Source organism: Pseudooceanicola antarcticus, from assembly GCF_900215355.1.
GTDB classification, from domain to species: Bacteria; Pseudomonadota; Alphaproteobacteria; order Rhodobacterales; family Rhodobacteraceae; genus Pseudooceanicola; species Pseudooceanicola antarcticus.
The window spans coordinates 339,904-357,433 of record NZ_OBEA01000005.1 but is presented as its reverse complement, the minus strand read 5'-3'; the positions used below and the strand labels follow the sequence as shown (position 1 = coordinate 357,433).

The 17,530-nt window shown below is 67.9% G+C and carries 15 protein-coding genes; 14 read left to right on the top strand and 1 reads right to left on the bottom strand.

Going from position 1 to position 17,530, the window contains the following annotated elements:
• Positions 1-331: 331 nt before the first annotated feature.
• The 7 genes from CRO50_RS14485 to CRO50_RS14455 all read left to right on the top strand — a co-directional run bounded on the left by CRO50_RS14485 (position 332) and on the right by CRO50_RS14455 (position 7,431).
• Positions 332-1,222, top strand: coding sequence for a LysR family transcriptional regulator (locus CRO50_RS14485; protein ID WP_097146627.1), 891 nt, complete (start codon positions 332-334; stop codon positions 1,220-1,222).
• Positions 1,223-1,310: 88 nt separating this feature from the next.
• Positions 1,311-1,802: a formate dehydrogenase subunit gamma gene (locus CRO50_RS14480; RefSeq protein WP_097146626.1), complete on the top strand. Its 492-nt coding sequence runs from the start codon at positions 1,311-1,313 to the stop codon at positions 1,800-1,802.
• On the top strand, positions 1,799-3,304 hold the full coding sequence (locus CRO50_RS14475) for an NADH-ubiquinone oxidoreductase-F iron-sulfur binding region domain-containing protein (RefSeq protein ID WP_097146625.1): 1,506 nt from the start codon (positions 1,799-1,801) through the stop codon (positions 3,302-3,304). Before CRO50_RS14480 ends, CRO50_RS14475 begins: the two co-directional genes overlap by 4 nt.
• The gene (locus CRO50_RS14470; RefSeq protein ID WP_097146624.1) at positions 3,301-3,516 is read left to right on the top strand and encodes a DUF4287 domain-containing protein; all 216 of its coding nucleotides are present in this window, start codon (positions 3,301-3,303) and stop codon (positions 3,514-3,516) included. Before CRO50_RS14475 ends, CRO50_RS14470 begins: the two co-directional genes overlap by 4 nt.
• Positions 3,517-3,519: 3 nt before the next feature.
• Positions 3,520-6,405: a formate dehydrogenase subunit alpha gene (fdhF, locus tag CRO50_RS14465; RefSeq protein ID WP_097146623.1), complete on the top strand. Its 2,886-nt coding sequence runs from the start codon at positions 3,520-3,522 to the stop codon at positions 6,403-6,405.
• Positions 6,405-7,220 (top strand): formate dehydrogenase accessory sulfurtransferase FdhD, encoded by an 816-nt coding sequence (fdhD, locus tag CRO50_RS14460; protein WP_097146622.1) that lies wholly within the window; start codon positions 6,405-6,407, stop codon positions 7,218-7,220. The genes fdhF and fdhD overlap by 1 nt, the downstream gene beginning before the upstream one ends.
• The gene (locus CRO50_RS14455) at positions 7,210-7,431 is read left to right on the top strand and encodes a formate dehydrogenase subunit delta (protein ID WP_097146621.1); all 222 of its coding nucleotides are present in this window, start codon (positions 7,210-7,212) and stop codon (positions 7,429-7,431) included. Before fdhD ends, CRO50_RS14455 begins: the two co-directional genes overlap by 11 nt.
• Before the next feature lie 212 nt (positions 7,432-7,643).
• On the opposite strand, the gene CRO50_RS14450 is transcribed toward CRO50_RS14455, so the two are convergent.
• Complete coding sequence (locus tag CRO50_RS14450) at positions 7,644-9,695, bottom strand: NADH:flavin oxidoreductase (protein ID WP_097146620.1); 2,052 nt, start codon at positions 9,693-9,695, stop codon at positions 7,644-7,646.
• Between the two features lie 332 nt (positions 9,696-10,027).
• Between CRO50_RS14450 and CRO50_RS14445 the strand changes: the two genes are divergently transcribed.
• The 7 genes from CRO50_RS14445 to CRO50_RS14415 all read left to right on the top strand — a co-directional run bounded on the left by CRO50_RS14445 (position 10,028) and on the right by CRO50_RS14415 (position 17,526).
• Positions 10,028-11,296 carry an imelysin family protein gene (locus tag CRO50_RS14445; RefSeq protein ID WP_097146619.1) on the top strand — a complete coding sequence of 423 codons (1,269 nt, stop codon included), beginning with the start codon at positions 10,028-10,030 and terminating at the stop codon, positions 11,294-11,296.
• A gap of 81 nt (positions 11,297-11,377) precedes the next feature.
• Positions 11,378-11,644: a (2Fe-2S)-binding protein gene (locus CRO50_RS14440; protein WP_097146618.1), complete on the top strand. Its 267-nt coding sequence runs from the start codon at positions 11,378-11,380 to the stop codon at positions 11,642-11,644.
• A complete protein-coding gene (gene bfr, locus CRO50_RS14435; protein ID WP_097146617.1) occupies positions 11,619-12,104 on the top strand; it encodes a bacterioferritin in 486 nt (161 codons plus the stop codon). The genes CRO50_RS14440 and bfr overlap by 26 nt, the downstream gene beginning before the upstream one ends.
• 300 nt (positions 12,105-12,404) lie before the next feature.
• The gene (locus CRO50_RS14430; protein WP_097146616.1) at positions 12,405-13,991 is read left to right on the top strand and encodes a di-heme oxidoreductase family protein; all 1,587 of its coding nucleotides are present in this window, start codon (positions 12,405-12,407) and stop codon (positions 13,989-13,991) included.
• On the top strand, positions 13,991-14,992 hold the full coding sequence (locus CRO50_RS14425; RefSeq protein WP_097146615.1) for an imelysin family protein: 1,002 nt from the start codon (positions 13,991-13,993) through the stop codon (positions 14,990-14,992). The genes CRO50_RS14430 and CRO50_RS14425 overlap by 1 nt, the downstream gene beginning before the upstream one ends.
• A gap of 1 nt (position 14,993) precedes the next feature.
• Positions 14,994-16,073, top strand: a complete 1,080-nt coding sequence (locus tag CRO50_RS14420; RefSeq protein ID WP_097146614.1) for a DUF1513 domain-containing protein — start codon at positions 14,994-14,996, stop codon at positions 16,071-16,073.
• A gap of 211 nt (positions 16,074-16,284) precedes the next feature.
• Complete coding sequence (locus tag CRO50_RS14415) at positions 16,285-17,526, top strand: aminopeptidase P family protein (protein ID WP_097146613.1); 1,242 nt, start codon at positions 16,285-16,287, stop codon at positions 17,524-17,526.
• Positions 17,527-17,530 lie beyond the last annotated feature (4 nt).

The window sequence follows — 17,530 nt, the reverse complement described above, 5'->3', positions numbered from 1 at the left end:
GTCCCTTTTTGCGGCAAGCTGGCAGAATTGGGTGCAGAAACCGTGACATGGATCAAACCGCAGCACAAAGAGGGATCTGCGCCAGCCCCTTGGGCCCGCACCCGTCGCTTGCGGAACGGGCAGTGCAGCGCCCGGCCTTTCGCGCGTGTCGAGGGGGCAGGGGGCGCTGCCCCCCGGCGCTCCTTGCGGAGCCCCTCCCCCCGGAGGTATTTCTAGCCTGGTGATGATATTGGGCCCGCTGCATCACCGGGCTGAAAATACGCCCGCCGGAGGCATTCTCCGACAGCGGAGGGCGCCCGGGGGCCGCAGGGGCGCCGCCAGAGGACATGAGATGATTGCGAAACTGGAAATGCTCATCGCCCTGGCGCGGGAACAGCACTTTGGCCGCGCTGCCGAGAGCCTCGGCATCACACAGCCCTCTCTCTCGACCGGCATCCGGCAGCTGGAGGACCAGCTGGGGGTCAAGCTGGTGCTGCGCGGCTCGCGTTTCGGCGGGCTGACGCCGGAAGGGCAGCGGGCGCTAGTGCGGGCGCGCCAGATCGTCGGGGACACCCGGCGGCTGCGCGAAGAGATGCGCTTTGCCCGCGAGGGGCTTTCGGGCAACCTGCGGATCGCCGTCATCCCGACCGCGCTGACATGGGCCTCGCGCCTGGCCTCGGTCTTCCGCGAGAGCCACCCCGGCGTCGCCTTCTCGATCCAGAGCCGCACCTCGACCGAGATCCTGACCATGCTGGAGAACTTCGAGGTCGACGCCGGTATCTCCTATCTCGACAACGAGCCCCTGGGCCATGTCTCGACCGCGCCGCTCTACCGCGAGCGCTACGCGGCGATCTGCGGGCCGGACCATCCGCTGGCGGCGAAGGCGCAGCTGGACTGGGCGGATTTCGCCGGGCAGGAGCTGTGCCTGCTCAGCCCCGACATGCAGAACCGCCGCATCGTCAACCGCGCCTTCATGGAGGCCGGGATCATCCCCGAGACCAGCCTGGAATCGAACTCGACCGTGGTGCTGGTCAGCCATGTCGAACAGGCCGGGCTGGCGACCGTGCTGCCGGTGGAACTGGCGCGCTACCTCGTCTCGGGGCGAGAGCTGGTCTCGATCCCCGTCGCGGCGGGGGAGGGGCCGACGGTGGGCCTGGTCGCCCCCTACCAGGCGCCCCATACCCCGGTCCTGCAGGCGCTTCTGGACACCGCAGAGGGGCTGGCCGCGCAGGAGTTTGATTGAGAAAATCAATCGAATGACGGAAATGCGATATTGATTTTGCATCAAAACCGGCGCAAAGGGGCGGCAAAGCCAGCGAAGGGAGGAGTCTATGACTTCGCAGCCAAGCCTTCCGCAAGACCTGCCCCAGGTCGCGGATGCCGAGATCAAACCCTTGATCGAAAAGTATCTTTCGGCCGAAGGTCCGCTGCTGCCGATGCTGCACGAGATCCAGGGCGCCTTCGGCTTCGTGCCGGCCAATGCCGTGCCCCTGCTGGCAGAGGCGCTGAACCTGACCCGCGCCGAGGTCACCGGGGTGATTTCCTTCTACCATGATTTCCGCAAGGCGCCCGCCGGCAAGCACGTGCTGAAGATCTGCCGGGCCGAGGCCTGCCAGTCCATGGGCGCCGAAGCGCTGACGGCGCGGATGCTCTCGCTTCTGGGTCTCGAGGATCACGGCACCACGGCGGACAGCCGGGTGACGGTCGAGGCGGTCTATTGCCTTGGGCTCTGCGCCTGTGCGCCCGCCGCGATGCTGGACGGCCAGCTGATCGGGCGGGCCTCTGTCGAGGGGCTGGAGAAGGCTCTGGAGGGCGCGGCATGAAGGTTTACCTGTCTCAGGACGCCGCCGCCAAGGCGCTTGGATCGGAGGCGGTGGCGGCCGCACTGAAAGAGGCGCTTGGCGACACCCCGCTGACCCGCGTCGGCTCTCGTGGCATGGTCTGGCTGGAGCCGCTGCTGGAGATCGACCGTGGCCAGGGCCGCGAGGCCTGGGGCCCCGTGGCGCCCGGCGATATCCCGGCGATCCTGGCGGGCGACATCCCCAGCCTCGGGCTGACCGAGGAAATCCCCTTCCTGGCGAAACAGACCCGCCTGACCTTCCAGCGCTGCGGTATCATCGACCCGCTGGACCTGGCGCAATACGAGGCCCATGGCGGGCTGGCCGGTCTGCGCCGCGCGCTCGGGTTGAGCGGCGAGCAGATGATCGACGAGATGAAAGCCTCGGGCCTGCGGGGTCGTGGCGGCGCGGGCTTCCCGACCGGCATCAAGTGGGACACCGTGCGGATGGCCCATGCGGATCAGAAGTACATTGTCTGCAATGCCGACGAGGGCGACAGCGGCACCTTCGCCGACCGCATGATCATGGAGGGCGACCCCTTCTGCCTGATCGAGGGCATGGCGATCGCCGGGCTCTGCACTGGCGCGACCCAGGGCTATGTCTACACCCGTTCGGAATACCCCGACGCCGTCGCCGTTATGCGCCGCGCCATCGAGCTGGCCCGCGCGGCCGGGGTGCTGGGCGGCGACGTCCTGGGCTCGGGCCGCGCCTTCGACATGGAGGTCCGCGTCGGCGCGGGCGCCTATGTCTGCGGTGAGGAAACCAGCCTGCTGAACTCGCTTGAGGGCAAGCGCGGCGTGGTCCGCGCTAAGCCGCCGCTGCCGGCGCTGGAGGGCTTCCTGGGCCGTCCGACGGTGGTCAACAACGTGATCAGCCTCGCCACCGTGCCGGTGATCTTCGAGAAGGGCGCTGCGCATTACGCCGACTTCGGCCTAGGACGGTCGCGCGGGACGATCCCGGTGCAGATCGCGGGCAACGTGAAGCACGGCGGGCTGTTCGAGACCGCTTTCGGCATGTCCCTTGGCGACTTGGTCGAGGAGATCGGCGGCGGCACGGCCTCGGGCCGTCCGGTCAAGGCGGTGCAGATCGGCGGGCCTCTGGGCGCCTACTTCGGGCGCGAGAAGTTCGACACGCCCTTCGGATATGAAGAGTTCGACGGGCAGGGCGGGCTGATCGGCCATGCGGGCGTGGTAGTCTTCGACGACAGTGCCGACATGCTGGGCATGGCGCGCTTCGCCATGGAATTCTGCGCTGTCGAGAGCTGCGGCAAGTGCACTCCCTGCCGGATCGGCGCCGTGCGCGGTGTCGAGACGCTGGATCGGATCAAGGCCGGTGACGGTGCGGCGGTCGAGGTGCTGACCGACCTCTGCGAGGTGATGAAAGACGGCTCGCTCTGCGCGCTTGGCGGCTTCACGCCCTACCCGGTGCTTTCCGCGCTGGAAGCCTTCCCCGAGGAGTTCGGCCAGGTGAAGGAGGCTGCGGAATGAGCGACAAGGTCAAAGGTCCGGCGTCCTATTTCCCGTCGATCGAGGCCAAGTATGGCCAGCCGATCGAGCACTGGAAAGAGATCATCCGGCAGCATCGCGACAAGAAACACATGGAGATCGTGGCCGTCCTGAAGCCGGTTCACGGGCTTGGACATGGTCACGCCAATGCGCTGGTGGCGCATGAGCTGGCCGCATGGAAAGCGGAAGGGTAAGCCATGAAAGACTTCATCATACCCTGGGATGACAAGGACATGGGCACCCCCGCCAAGTCGGGCAAGCCGGTGCATCTGACCATTGACGGCGCCAAGGTCACGGTGCCCGAGGGCACCTCGGTCATGCGCGCTGCGGCGGAGGCGGGGCTGGATATCCCCAAGCTCTGCGCCAGCGACAACCTCGAGGCCTTCGGCTCCTGCCGCCTCTGCGTGGTCGAGATCGAGGGGCGGCGCGGCACGCCTGCCTCCTGCACCACGCCGGTGCACGAGGGCATGGTGGTGCGCACCCAGTCCGAGAAGCTGCAGCGGATGCGCAAGGGGGTGATGGAGCTCTATATCTCCGATCACCCGCTGGACTGCCTGACCTGCGCCGCCAATGGCGATTGCGAGCTGCAGGACATGGCCGGGGTCGTCGGCCTGCGCGAAGTGCGCTATGACGCGGCGCCCGAGAAGGCCAACCACTTTGCCACCCGCGATACCTCGGGCCAGCCCAATCCCGAATGGCTGCCCAAGGACGACAGCAACCCCTATTTCACCTATGATCCCAGCAAGTGCATCGTCTGCAACCGCTGCGTCCGCGCCTGTGAAGAGGTGCAGGGCACCTTCGCGCTGACCATCGAGGGGCGCGGGTTCGACAGCCGGGTTTCGGTGGGGGCCGAGAACTTCCTGGAAAGTGATTGCGTCAGCTGCGGGGCCTGCGTGCAGGCCTGCCCGACCGCGACCCTGCAGGAGAAATCGGTGATCGAGATGGGCGTGCCGCAACGCTCGGTCGTCACCACCTGCGCCTATTGCGGTGTCGGCTGTTCCTTCAAGGCCGAGCTGAACGGCGACCAGCTGGTGCGCATGGTGCCCTGGAAGCACGGCAAGGCCAACCGTGGGCACTCCTGCGTCAAGGGGCGCTTCGCCTATGGCTATGCCGACCACCCCGACCGCATCTTGAAACCGATGATCCGCGAGCGGATCGACGAACCCTGGCAGGAGGTTTCCTGGGAAGAGGCGCTTGGCTTTGCCGCCAAGAAGATGCGTGGGATTCAAGAGGCTTACGGGCAGAAGTCCATCGGCGTCATCACCTCAAGCCGCTGCACCAACGAGGAAACCTACCTGGTCCAGAAGCTGGCCCGTGCCGTCTTCGGCAACAACAACACCGACACCTGTGCGCGGGTCTGCCATTCGCCCACGGGCTATGGCCTCGGCCAGACCTTCGGCACCTCGGCGGGCACCCAGGATTTCGACTCGGTCGAGAAGACCGACGTGATCGTGGTCATCGGCGCCAACCCCACCGATGCGCATCCGGTCTTCGGCTCGCGCATGAAGAAGCGGCTGCGCGAGGGCGCCAAGCTGATCGTCATCGACCCGCGCAAGATCGACCTGGTGAAATCGGCCCATATCGCCGCCGACCACCACCTGCAGCTGCGCCCCGGCACCAACGTCGCCGTGGTCAGCGCGCTGGCCCATGTGATCGTCACCGAGGGTCTGGCGGACGAGGCCTATATCCGCGAGCGTTGCGACTGGGACGAGTACCTCTCCTATGCCGAATTCATCAGCGACGAGCGGCATTCGCCCGAGGCGACCTTCGTGCTGACCGGCGTCGACCCCGACGTGCTGCGCGCCGCCGCCCGTACCTTCGCCACCGGGGGCAACGGGGCCATCTACTATGGCCTGGGCGTCACCGAGCACTCCCAGGGCTCGACCACCGTCATGGGCATCGCCAACCTTGCCATGCTCACCGGCAACGTCGGCCGCGAGGGTGTCGGCGTGAACCCGCTGCGCGGGCAGAACAACGTGCAAGGGTCCTGCGACATGGGCAGCTTCCCCCACGAGCTGCCGGGCTATCGCCACGTGAAGGGCGCGGAGGTCCGCGAGGTCTTCCAGAAGGCCTGGGGCGTCGAGATCGACCCCGAGCCGGGCCTGCGCATCCCCAACATGCTGGACGCCGCCGTGGATGGCACCTTCAAGGGCCTCTACTGCCAGGGCGAGGATATCCTGCAGTCCGATCCCGACACCAAGCATGTCTCGGCCGGTCTGGCGGCGATGGAGTGTGTCATCGTCCATGACCTCTTCCTGAACGAGACGGCAAACTACGCCCATGTCTTCCTGCCCGGATCGACCTTCCTCGAAAAGGACGGCACCTTCACCAACGCCGAGCGCCGCATCAACCGCGTGCGCGAGGTCATGGCGCCGAAGGCCGGCTATGCCGACTGGGAGGTCACGCAATTGCTGGCCAACGCCATGGGCGCCAATTGGCACTACACCCACCCGGCGCAGATCATGGAAGAGATCGCCCTGACCACGCCCTCCTTCGCGGGCGTCAGCTACGACGTGCTGGAAGAGAAGGGCAGCGTGCAGTGGCCCTGCAACGAGGCCCACCCCGACGGCACGCCGCTGATGCACGTGGACGGCTTCGTGCGCGGCAAGGGGCGCTTCATCGTCACCGAATACGTGGCGACCGAGGAAAAGACCGGCCCGCGCTTCCCGCTGCTGCTGACGACGGGCCGCATCCTGTCGCAATACAATGTCGGCGCGCAGACGCGGCGGACCGAGAACTCAACCTGGCACCAGGAAGACGTGCTCGAGATCCACCCCCACGACGCCGAAGTGCGCGGCGTGAAGGAGGGCGACTGGGTGCGGCTTGCCTCGCGCTCGGGCGAGACCTCGCTGCGCGCGAAGCTCTCGGAACGGGTCAGTCCGGGCGTGGTCTACACGACCTTCCACCACCCGGATACCCAGGCCAACGTGATCACCACCGACTTCTCGGACTGGGCGACGAACTGCCCGGAATACAAGGTGACGGCGGTGCAGGTCGGCCTGTCCAACGGCCCCTCGGACTGGCAGGAGCGCTACGCGGCACAGGCCGAGCAATCCCGCCGCATCCTGCCGGCGGCCGAGTGATGGCAAAGCCCGTCCGCAGCCTGCCGGGCCTCAGCTGGGGTGCCGAAGGCACGCGCGAGGTCTCTCGCGCGCTGCCCGAGGAATGGCCTGTGGCGCTGGTCTACGACGGCAGCACGCAGGCGGTGATGATGGCCTCGCCGCAGGATCTTGCGGATTTCGCGCTTGGCTTCTCGCTTTCCGAGGGGATCATCGGGAAACCCTCCGACATCAAGAGCCTGGAGGTTGTCGAACACGGTGAGGGCACCGAGTGCCGCATGTGGCTGGCCGAGGACCGGGGCGAGGCCCTGACCGCGCGCCGTCGCGCCATGATGGGCCCCGTGGGCTGTGGTCTCTGCGGCATCGACTCGCTGGCCGAGGCCGCGCGCAGCGTGCCGCAGGTCGGCCCCGGTCCGCGCTTCACCTCGGCCGAGGTTGCAAGCGCCGCCGAGCTGCTGCGCGACCGACAGCCCCTGCACGACCGCACCCGCGCCGTCCACGCGGCGGGCTTCCTGCGGCCGGGAGAGGGCCTGCTCGCCGCGCGTGAAGACGTGGGGCGGCACAATGCGCTCGACAAGCTGATCGGTGCGCTGGCGGGGCAGGGGATCGACCCCGGCGCGGGCGCCTTCGTCATGACCTCGCGGCTGTCGGTCGAGCTGGTGCAGAAGGCCGCCCAGGTCGGCTGCACGGCGCTGATCGCGGTCTCGGCCCCGACGGCCCATGCGGTGCGCCTGGCCGAGGGCGCGGGCCTCACCCTGGCCGCCTTCGCCCGTGCGGGCGGTTTCGACATCTACGCCCACGCCGAGCGGATCGGTGAAGGAGAAACCCATGTCGCCTGAGAAACTGACCATGATGGCGAACCAGATCGCCACCTTCTTCAAGACCCAGCCCGGCGCGGATGGCGCCGAGCGACTGGCCGCCCACCTCAACGACTTCTGGGAGCCGCGCATGCGGGCGCAGTTCTTTGCCCATGTGGATGCAGGCGGGGCGGGGCTTGATCCGTTGGTGCTGGAGGCGGCGCAATTCGTGCGGCGGCCCGCCGAGGCCTGAACCGGGAAGGTGCACTGCAAGCACCCTAGGGGTTTGGCCGCGGGCCGCGCTTCAGGGCGGACGGCTCTCTCACGGCATCTGTCGGATGCCTCCGGCGGCAGTATTTCAGGCCGTCGGATAGATGTAAGTGGCTCTTTTCCCTATCCGATGGCTGAAAATACTGCGGGGGAGTCGCGCAGCGACGGGGGCAGAGCCCCCCTACGCCCTCTCCCTCAGCTCAGCCGCATCAGCCTGAGCGCTTCGTAGATTGCCGCATGGATATTGCGCGAGGCGACCGCGTCTCCGATCCGGACGAGATCGAAGGCGGCGTCCGGCGCGCGCTGCGGGAAGGGATAGCCCCGCGCCGCGACCAGCACCGCTTGCGAGACCTCGCCGAGGTTCCGCGACAGGGGTTTCAGCTCGAAATAGAGATCATCCATCGGCAGGGTGCCGGCATTGATCACCACCGCATCGAAGAGCGCCTCGTAGGTGGCCGTCGAGTAGTCGGTGCCGATCACCGCCTTCAGCCCGTTGCCCGCGCGCTCCAGCGCGGCCAGGCGGCGGCCGACGGTGAAGGTCACGTCATGCGCCTGCAGGGCGCGCATGTAGGGCACGAAGTTCATCCCCAGCACCTCGGGCGAGATGCCGCGTTCGGGGTTCATCAGCTCGACCTCCGCGCCGGCCTTCGCCAGCAGCTCTGCGGCTTGAACGCCCGCGTGGTCGCCGGCCTCGTCATAGACCAGCACCCGGCCCGAGGGCTTGGCCTCGCCCGAGATCACCTCCCATGGCGATAGCGCCAGACCGCCGCCGGGCAGCACCTCGACCTGGGGCAGGCCGCCGGTGGCCAGGACCACGAGGTCGGGAGAGAGGGCCAGCACCTCGTCGGTCTCGGCGAAAGTGTTGAAATGGAAGGCGACGCCCAGCTCCTCGCATTGCGCCATGCGCCAGTCGATGATGCCGATCATCTCGGAGCGCCGTTGCGATTGCGCCAGCAGGCGGATCTGGCCACCGGGTTGGTCCGCGGCTTCCAGCACGGTCACTGCATGGCCGCGCTCGGCGGCGACGCGGGCGGCTTCCAGCCCTCCGGGACCGGCGCCTATCACCACCACCTTGCGGGGTGTCGCGGCCTTCTCGATCACATGCGGCTGCTCCAGCTCGCGGCCGGTTGAGGCATTGTGGATGCAGAGCGCACCCCCCGCCTGGTAGATCCGGTCGAGGCAATAGGTGGCGCCGACGCAGGGGCGGATGCGGTCTTCCTGGCCCGCCATGATCTTGGCCACGATATGCGGATCGGCGATATGGGCGCGGGTCATGCCGACCATGTCCAGCTTGCCCTCGGCCACCGCGTGGCGGGCCGTGGCCACGTCGGGGATGCGGGCGGCGTGGAAAGTGGGCAGACCCACCTCGGCGCGGATCTTGCCGGCGAAATCCAGGTGCGGTGCCGAGGTCATGCCCTGCACCGGGATCACATCGGTGAGCCGTGGCTCGGTATCCACGCGGCCCCGGATCACGTTGAGGAAATCCACCTGTCCCGTGGCCTTCAGGCGGCGGCCGATCTCGATCCCCTCGGCCTCGGAGATCGAACCCTCGACGAGGTCATCTGCCGTGTAGCGCAGCCCGACGATGAACTCAGGCCCCACCCGGTCGCGGATCGCCTGCAGCACGTCGAGAGAGAATTTCATCCGGCTGTCCAGGTCGCTGCCGCCGTAGGGCCCGTCGAGCGCATTCAGCTGGCGTGACCAGAAGGCATCCATCAGGTGGCCGTAGGCCTCCAGCTCGATCCCGTCGAGCCCGGCGGCCTGCATGCGCTCGGCGGCATCGGCGTAGTCCTCGATGATGCGGGCAATGTCCCAGTCTTCCATGACCTTCGGGAAGGCCCGGTGCGCCGGTTCGCGGGCCGGGCCGGGGGCCACGGCGGGCAGCCAGTCGCCAACGTCCCAGCGGGTGCGCCAGCCCAGGTGCGTGAGCTGGATCATCACCGCGCAGCCATGGGCGTGGCAGGCCTCGGCCAGCTTCGCCATCCAGGGGGTCACCTCGTCCTTCCAGGCCAGGATATTGCCGAAGGCCGCCGGGCTGTCGCGCGAGACCACCGCCGAGCCGGCTGTCATCACCATGCCGACGCCGCCCCTGGCGCGTTCCTCATGATAGGCGCGGTAGCGCTCCTTGGGCAGGCCGTCCTCGGTATAGGCGGGCTCATGCGCGGTCGTCATGATCCGGTTCTTCAGCGTCAGATGCTTGAGCTGATAGGGCTGCAGAAGGGGGTCACGAGATGTGCGCTTGGTCATGGCCAGGCTCCGGCTTTGGTCGTCCGGACGAGCGAAGCACGGCGAAAACCACCCTGCCAAGCCCCTCTCTTTCGCCGATGTCGTGAAGCATCCGCGCCAGGTCGGAAATGTCCCGCGGCGGGGGAAATCTCTGCCCCGGCGGCGCGGGGCTGCGCAGGCGGGCCCGGCGGACGGCAGGTTCCGGCAATTGTCATTTCCGAATGAAATAGTCGGGATTGACTTGGTTGAGCGATTTGGTCAGAAAAGCAGGTGACTCGGGACCGGACCTCGGCGAGGCGCCGGCCCTTGCAGGCAGACCGCCCGACAAAGACTTAGATAACCGAGGGATCTTCATGACCAATTTCATCAAGGCAGCACTTGCATCGACCGCGCTGATTTCGGCGCCGGCCCTGGCAGGCGCCGTCGAGAAGGCCGAGGTGCTGGGCACCTATGCCGATATCGCCGCCGACGCCTATGGCGACAGCCTGACCACGGCCCAGGCGCTGCAGGCTGCGGTGGACGCGCTGATCGCCAATCCCTCGGCGCAGGCGCTGGAAGCCGCCAAGGCCGCCTGGATCGAAGCCCGCGTGCCCTATCAGCAGACCGAGGTCTACCGTTTCGGCAATGCCGTGGTTGATGACTGGGAAGGCAAGGTCAACGCCTGGCCGCTGGACGAGGGTCTGATCGACTACGTGGACGGTGCCTATGGCGGGGCCACCGACGAGAACGCCTATGCTGTGCTGAACGTGGTGGCGCATCCGACCTTCACCCTGTCGGGCGAAGAGATCGACGCCACGCAGATCACGCCCGAGCTGCTGGAAAGCACCCTGCACGAGGCCGACGAGGTCGAGAGCAATGTCGCAACCGGCTACCACGCCATCGAGTTCCTGCTCTGGGGCCAGGACCTGAACGGCACCGAGAAGGGCGCGGGCAACCGTCCCTGGACCGATTACGCCACCGGCGAGGACTGCACGGGCGGCAACTGCGACCGGCGCGGAGACTACCTGAAGGCGGCCACCGAGCTGCTGGTCTCGGACCTGGAATGGATGGCCGGCCAATGGGCCGAGGGCGGTGCGGCGCGGGCCGAGCTGATGGCCGACGAGGATGCGGGCATCGTGGCCATGCTGACCGGCATGGGCAGCCTCTCCTACGGTGAACAGGCCGGCGAGCGGATGAAGCTGGGCGTGCTGCTGAACGATCCCGAGGAAGAGCATGACTGCTTCTCGGACAACACCCACAACAGCCATTACTACGACGGTCTGGGCATCCGGAACGTCTACTTCGGCTCCTATACCGGCATCGATGGCAGCGTGACCTCCGGCGCGTCGCTCTCTGAGCTGGTGGCCGAGGCCGACCCGGAGGTGGATGCCACGCTGAAGGCCGACCTGATGGACACCATGTTCAAGCTGGCCACCCTGAAGAGCGCCGCCGAGGCGGGCTTCTCCTACGACATGATGCTGGAGCGCGGCAATGCCGAGGGCGAGGCACTGATCATGAACGCGGTCGATGCGCTGGTCACCCAGACCGCCGGGATCGAACGCGCCGTGGCCGCGCTTGAGCTGGATCAGATCGGGTTCGAGGGCTCTGACAGCCTCGACAACCCGGACGCCGTTTTCCAGTGATCCCGAGGGCCACAGGCCCCGACAGGACAAGCCGGGTGGCGCCTGCCGCCGCCCGGCACATCTGAGCCCGAGGTACCTGCCATGATGATCTGCCATTGCCAGTCGATCACCGACCGAGACATCCGCGCCGCGGTGGACTGGATGCGCGCCTCCGACCCCGAGACCATCATTACCCCCGGCAAGATCTATCGCGCCCTGGGCAAGAAGGCCGACTGCGGAGGATGTTTGCCGCTATTCATGGACACGATGCGCGATTGCGATAGTTTTGAGGTACCTGAAATTCTGCGCGGCCTCCGCCGCGCGCCCGGAAAGGAGACTTCCGATGAAAGGCGACGCAAAGGTTATTGAGTACCTTAACGCAGCGCTCCGCAGCGAACTGACCGCCATCAACCAGTACTGGCTGCATTATCGACTGCAGGATGACTGGGGCTTCGGCAAGATCGCGGCCAAGTCGCGCGCCGAGAGCATCGAGGAGATGCACCACGCCGACAAGCTGGTCGACCGCATCATCTTCCTGGAAGGTCACCCGAACATGCAGAAGCTGGACAGCCTGCGGATCGGCGAGAACCTGAAGGAGACGCTGGAGGCCGACCTGGCCGGCGAACACGATGCCCGTGCGCTCTACAAGGAAGCGCGCGAGTATTGCGAGAGCGTCGGCGACTACGTCACCAAGAACCTCTTCGAGGAGCTGATGACCGATGAAGAGGGCCATATCGACTTCCTCGAAACCCAGCTGGATCTCTACGAGAGCCTGGGCGCCGAGAAATACGGCCTGCTCAACGCCTCTTCTGCGGATCAGGCGGAGTAAGGCCACCGCACATGGCCCGGCAGGAAGATCTGCCGGCAAGATCGGGAAGGAGGCCTTCGGGCCTCCTTTTCACGTTCGGGGCAGGGGGCTCTGCCCCCGCCCGCCTGCGGCGGACTCCCCCGCAGTATTTCCGGCCGTCGGATGGGGGCGGGGGGCGTCGCACCGTGCCGGACCGGGGCTTGTCCGGGCGGCGGGACGCTCTGTCGCGGGAGGGAGACGGTATTTCCGATTGAATTGCTCAGGTAGGAGTGGCAAGTCGGGGCCATTCTTCAAGGGCAATTCCCAGGAAAGGTCACCTCGATGACCCCGAGCTTCGGTATTCGTTCTCTCTCTGCACTTCTTCTGGCCGGGGTAGCGCTGTCGCCCGCGGCGCGCGCCGAAAGCCCGCCGCTGCCCGAGGTGCTCTTCGAGCCGGTCCTGCAGGTGCTGCCGCGCACGGCCGAAGAGGCGGCGCGCATCGCCTCGGTCACGGCGCTGACCGAGGATTTCACGAAGCCCGAGCGGTTCGAGCAGAACCCTGGCGGGGCGGCCACCACGCGGGCGCGCAGCGATGCCGACGCCTTCAGCCAGAGCTCCGAGAACCTCTCCTTTGAAGAGGAGATGGATTTCAAGCTGGGCAATGGGCTCTTCCGCAAGCTCTGGGTCAGCTCGCCCAGTTCGACACGTGCCAGCGACGGGCTGGGGCCGCTTTACAACGCGCGCTCCTGCCAGCGCTGCCACCTGAAGGACGGACGCGGCCATCCGCCCGAAGGCCCCGAGGATGATGCGGTCTCGATGTTCCTGCGGGTCTCGGTGCCGGCCCATGAGAGCCAGCCCATGTCCGAGATCGAGGCCTTCCTGCTGTCGCTCGGCGATCCCATGGGGGAGGGGGCGCGGACCCGCCCCGACCCGACCTATGGCGGCCAGATGCAGGATTTCGGCATCGCCGGGCTGCCCGCCGAATACCGCCTGGGCGTCAGCTGGAGAGAAGAGCGCGTCGAGCTGGCGGGGGGCGAGACCGCAAGCCTGCGCCGGCCCGAATGGCGCGCCGATGACCTGGGCTACGGGCCGCTGGCGCCGGGCGCCATGCTCAGCCCTCGGGTGGCGCCGCAGATGCTGGGCCTTGGCCTGCTCGAGGCCATTCCCGCCGAGGATATCCTTTCCAGGGTCGATCCGCAGGACGTCGATGGTGACGGTATCTCGGGGCGGGCGCAGATGGTCTGGAGCTTCGAGCATGAGCGCCCCGCCCTGGGCCGCTTCGGCTGGAAGGCCGGCGCGCCCTCGGTGCTGGAGCAATCGGCCGCGGCCTTCTCGGGCGATATCGGCATCTCGACCCCGCTCTTCACCCAGCCCTGGGGCGATTGCACCGAGGCCGAGGCGGAGTGCCGCGCCGCGCCTCATGGCGACGGCGACGTGCGCGAGACCGAGATCGACGCGGCGGGGCTGGAGCTCGTGACCTTCTACTCGCGCAACCTCGCCGTCCCCGAGCGCCGCAATGTCGGCGATCCGCAGGTGCTGCGCGGCAAGGAGATGTTCCATGCTGCCGGCTGCACCTCCTGCCACACGCCCAAACATGTGACGCACCGGCTGCCGGGCGAGGTGGCGCAGAGCTTCCAGCTGATCTGGCCCTATACCGACCTGCTGCTGCACGACATGGGCGAGGGTCTGGCCGACAACCGCCCCGAGGGCCGCGCCTCGGGCCGCGAATGGAAGACCCCGCCGCTCTGGGGCATTGGTCTGACACCGCAGGTCAACGGCCACAGCCATTACCTGCACGATGGCCGCGCCCGCTCGCTTCTCGAGGCGGTGCTGTGGCATGGTGGCGAGGCCGAGGCCTCGCGCCAGCAGGTCATCGACATGGCGCCCGCCGACCGGGCCGCCCTGATTGCCTTCCTGGAGGATCTCTGATGCGCCTGACCGCCGTCATCACCGCCTTTGCCCTTGGCCTGGCCGCGCCCTGTCAGGCCGGGGTGAAAGAGGCTGTCGAGGGCTACGTGCTGCCCGCCACCGGCGCCTTCGCCGGGGCCGCCGAGGCGCTGGCCGAAGAGGCGCGGGGCAATTGCCTGCCGGGCGCCGGGATGGTCGCGGCCTATGACGAGGCGTTCGATGCCTGGCTGCAGATCGCGCATCTGCGCTTCGGCCCGCTCGAGGTCGATGGCCGTGTCAATGCCATCGCCTTCTGGCCCGACAAGAAGGGCTTCACCCCGCGGATGCTGGCCGGGCTGATCGCCGATGCGGACCCGATCGTCGATCAGCCCGACGAGTTCCACGAGCTTTCGGTCGCCGCGCGCGGCTTCTTCGCGCTGGAGCGGCTGCTCTATGATCCGCAGTTCGCGGGCTATGGCGAGGCGGACTATACCTGCCGCCTGGTCCAGGCGATCAGCGCCGATCTGGCGCGCATGGCCGCCGAGATCGACAGCGACTGGCGGACCGAGGCCGCGCCGTTGCTGATGAGCGCGGGCGCGCCGGGCAATTCCACCTACCTGTCGCAGGGCGAGGCCACCCGGGTTCTCTATACCGCGCTGCTGACCGGGCTCGAGTTCAACGCGGACCAGCGACTGGGCCGCCCGCTAGGCACCTTCGAGCGTCCCCGCCCGGCGCGCGCCGAGGCACGCCGCTCTGGCCGGTCGCTGCGCAATGTCGAGGCCTCGATGCTGGGTCTGCGGGCGCTGGCGCGCAGTCTCATGGCGCCCGAGGCGATGCCGGTGACCGAGGCCGGTTTCGCCGATGTGCTGGACCATATCGCCGCGCTGCAGGACCCGGTCCTGGCCGGGGTCGAGGACCCCTCGGGGCGGCTCAAGGTCGAGATCCTGCAACAGCGCATCCGGGCCGTGCAGGTGGATGTGCAGGGCGAGATCGGCGCGCATTTCGGCCTGACCGCCGGGTTCAATTCCGCCGACGGAGACTGAGATGACCACCCGCCGTGCCTTTCTTGCCGCCATGGCGGCCTCTGCCCTGACCCCCCGGCTGAGCTGGGCCGATGCGGGCTCTCCGGCCTTCCTGGCCTGCGCGCGGGAGCCCTCGGGTCAGCACGCGCTCTTCGGCATCGACTTCCTGGGCCATGACGTCTTCCGCGTGCCGCTGCCGGGGCGGGGCCATGCGGGGGCGGCCCATCCCGTGGCGCCAGAGGCCGTGGGGTTCGCCCGCCGCCCCGGTACCTTCGCGCTGGTCATCGACTGCGCCCGCGGCGAGGTGCTGCACCGGCTGGAAAGCCCCGAGGGGCGGCACTTCATGGGGCATGGGACCTTCCTTAAGGGCGGCGATATCCTGGCCACGCTGGAGAACGACTACATCACCGCGCGCGGCAAGATCGGCCTCTGGGCGCGCTCGGAGGGCTACCGGCGGGTAGGCGAGATCGAGACCCATGGCATCGGCCCCCATGAGGCGCTGCTGATGCCCGACGGCTCGCTTGCGGTGGCCAATGGCGGCATCCGGACCGATCCGCGCGTGGACGACGGGCGGGGCAAGCTGAACCTGCCCGAGATGAAGCCCTCGCTGGCCTATGTCTCGCCTGAGGGGGCCCTGCTGGACCAGGTTTTTCTCGATCCCGAGCTGCACCTGAACTCGATCCGCCACCTGGCGCGCGGCGCGGACGGGCTGATAGGCTTTGCCATGCAGTGGCAGGGCGATGCGATGGATGCGCCGCCGCTCCTGGGCCTGCACCGGCGCGGCTGGTCGGCGGCGAAGCTGGCCGAGGCCCCGCTGGGCGAGCAACTGGCCATGCAGGGCTACGCGGGCTCGGTGGCGCTTTCGGGCGACGGGCAGTATTTCGGCATCACCAGCCCGCGCGGCGGGCGGCTGCATGTCTTCGACCGCGAGGCGCGTTTCGTCACCAGCCACCACCGCCCCGACATCTGCGGGCTGGCCGCCGGGCCCGAAGGCTTCCTGGCCACCGACGGGCTGGGCGGCGTCTGGCATGCCACCGCGACTGAGTTCCAGCCCTTCACCCGTGCAGAGCGGGCCTGGGACAACCACGTGGTGACGCTCTAGGCAGCGGGCCGGTTTTGCCGCACCCCATGTCGCGGCGGCGCTTGCTGGGGTGGCGGCGCTGCGGCTAGATAGCCCCGTGACCCGCGCGCCGATGGCGTCGGCGCGAGTATCCGGCGCACACCCGTGGCAGATCCACGGGCGCCTGTCCTGCACGCCCGGACGTTAAACCGGGCGGGGGCATTCCGTCCGGTCTCTGGACGAGGATGACCTCATGACCGACCGCAAGACTGATCTGGCCACGCAGCTGAACACCCGCGTCGACAGCTTCACCTGCCACAATGGCGAGAAGGCCCCGCTGCCCTTCAGCGCTGCCGAATACGAGGCGCGCCTGGCGCGGCTCAGGAGGATCATGGCGCAGATGGACCTGCCCGTGCTGCTGCTGACCTCGATGCACAACATCGCCTATTACTCGGGCTTTCTCTATTGCAGCTTCGGGCGGCCCTACGCCTGCGTGGTGACGCAGGACGCCTGCACCACGGTCAGCGCCAATATCGACGCGGGCCAGCCCTGGCGGCGCAGCCATGGCGAGAACGTCATCTACACCGACTGGCAGCGCGACAACTACTGGCGCGCGGTGCGGGATCTCACCGGCGGTGCCCGGCGCATCGGGATCGAGGGCGACCACCTGACACTGGCGCAATCGGCGAAACTGGCCGCCTTCCTCGGCGCGCCCGAGGTGGTCGACGTCGCACCCGCGACGATGCAGGCCCGCATGCTGAAATCCGCCGAAGAAATCGCCCTGATCCGTGAAGGCGCCCGCATCGCCGACCTGGGCGGAGAGGCGATCCGCGCCGCAATCCGCGAAGGCGTGCGCGAGATCGACGTGGCCATGGCGGGCCGCGACGCCATGGAGGCCGAGATCGCCCGCGCCCATCCGAACAGCGAGCTGCGCGACACCTGGGTCTGGTTCCAGTCCGGCCTCAACACCGATGGGGCCCACAACCCTGTCACCACCCGTGCCCTCGAACGCGGCGATATCCTGTCGCTGAACTGCTTCCCGATGATCTCGGGCTATTACACCGCGCTGGAGCGCACGCTCTTCCTGGGCGAGCCCGATGCCGAGAGCCTGCGCATCTGGCAGGCCAACGTGGCGACCCACGAGCTGGGGCTCTCGCTGATCAGGCCGGGGATCTCCTGCGCCGAGATCTGCGCCGAGCTGAACCGCTTCCTGGCGGAGGAAGGGCTGCTGCAATATCGCTCCTTCGGCTATGGCCACAGCTTCGGGGTGCTCTCGCATTACTATGGCCGCGAGGCGGGGCTGGAGCTGCGCGAGGATATCGACACGGTGCTCGAGCCCGGCATGGTGGTCTCGATGGAGCCGATGCTCTGGCTGCCCGAGGGCAGGGCAGGGGCAGGCGGCTACCGCGAGCACGACATCCTCGTGGTGGGCGAGGCGGGGGCCGAGAACATCACCCGCTTCCCCTACGGGCCGGAGGCCAACATCATCGGCTGAGCAC

What these genes read in the sequence shown, in the direction of transcription:
- CRO50_RS14415 (WP_097146613.1), top strand. Translation starts at nt 16,285, where the DNA reads ATGACCGACCGCAAGACTGATCTGGCCACGCAGCTGAACACCCGCGTC.
- fdhF (WP_097146623.1), top strand. Translation starts at nt 3,520, where the DNA reads ATGAAAGACTTCATCATACCCTGGGATGACAAGGACATGGGCACCCCC.
- CRO50_RS14470 (WP_097146624.1), top strand. Translation starts at nt 3,301, where the DNA reads ATGAGCGACAAGGTCAAAGGTCCGGCGTCCTATTTCCCGTCGATCGAG.
- fdhD (WP_097146622.1), top strand. Translation starts at nt 6,405, where the DNA reads ATGGCAAAGCCCGTCCGCAGCCTGCCGGGCCTCAGCTGGGGTGCCGAA.
- CRO50_RS14420 (WP_097146614.1), top strand. Translation starts at nt 14,994, where the DNA reads ATGACCACCCGCCGTGCCTTTCTTGCCGCCATGGCGGCCTCTGCCCTG.
- CRO50_RS14425 (WP_097146615.1), top strand. Translation starts at nt 13,991, where the DNA reads ATGCGCCTGACCGCCGTCATCACCGCCTTTGCCCTTGGCCTGGCCGCG.
- CRO50_RS14430 (WP_097146616.1), top strand. Translation starts at nt 12,405, where the DNA reads ATGACCCCGAGCTTCGGTATTCGTTCTCTCTCTGCACTTCTTCTGGCC.
- CRO50_RS14440 (WP_097146618.1), top strand. Translation starts at nt 11,378, where the DNA reads ATGATGATCTGCCATTGCCAGTCGATCACCGACCGAGACATCCGCGCC.
- CRO50_RS14480 (WP_097146626.1), top strand. Translation starts at nt 1,311, where the DNA reads ATGACTTCGCAGCCAAGCCTTCCGCAAGACCTGCCCCAGGTCGCGGAT.
- CRO50_RS14450 (WP_097146620.1), bottom strand. Translation starts at nt 9,695, where the DNA reads ATGACCAAGCGCACATCTCGTGACCCCCTTCTGCAGCCCTATCAGCTC.
- CRO50_RS14475 (WP_097146625.1), top strand. Translation starts at nt 1,799, where the DNA reads ATGAAGGTTTACCTGTCTCAGGACGCCGCCGCCAAGGCGCTTGGATCG.
- bfr (WP_097146617.1), top strand. Translation starts at nt 11,619, where the DNA reads ATGAAAGGCGACGCAAAGGTTATTGAGTACCTTAACGCAGCGCTCCGC.
- CRO50_RS14485 (WP_097146627.1), top strand. Translation starts at nt 332, where the DNA reads ATGATTGCGAAACTGGAAATGCTCATCGCCCTGGCGCGGGAACAGCAC.
- CRO50_RS14455 (WP_097146621.1), top strand. Translation starts at nt 7,210, where the DNA reads ATGTCGCCTGAGAAACTGACCATGATGGCGAACCAGATCGCCACCTTC.
- CRO50_RS14445 (WP_097146619.1), top strand. Translation starts at nt 10,028, where the DNA reads ATGACCAATTTCATCAAGGCAGCACTTGCATCGACCGCGCTGATTTCG.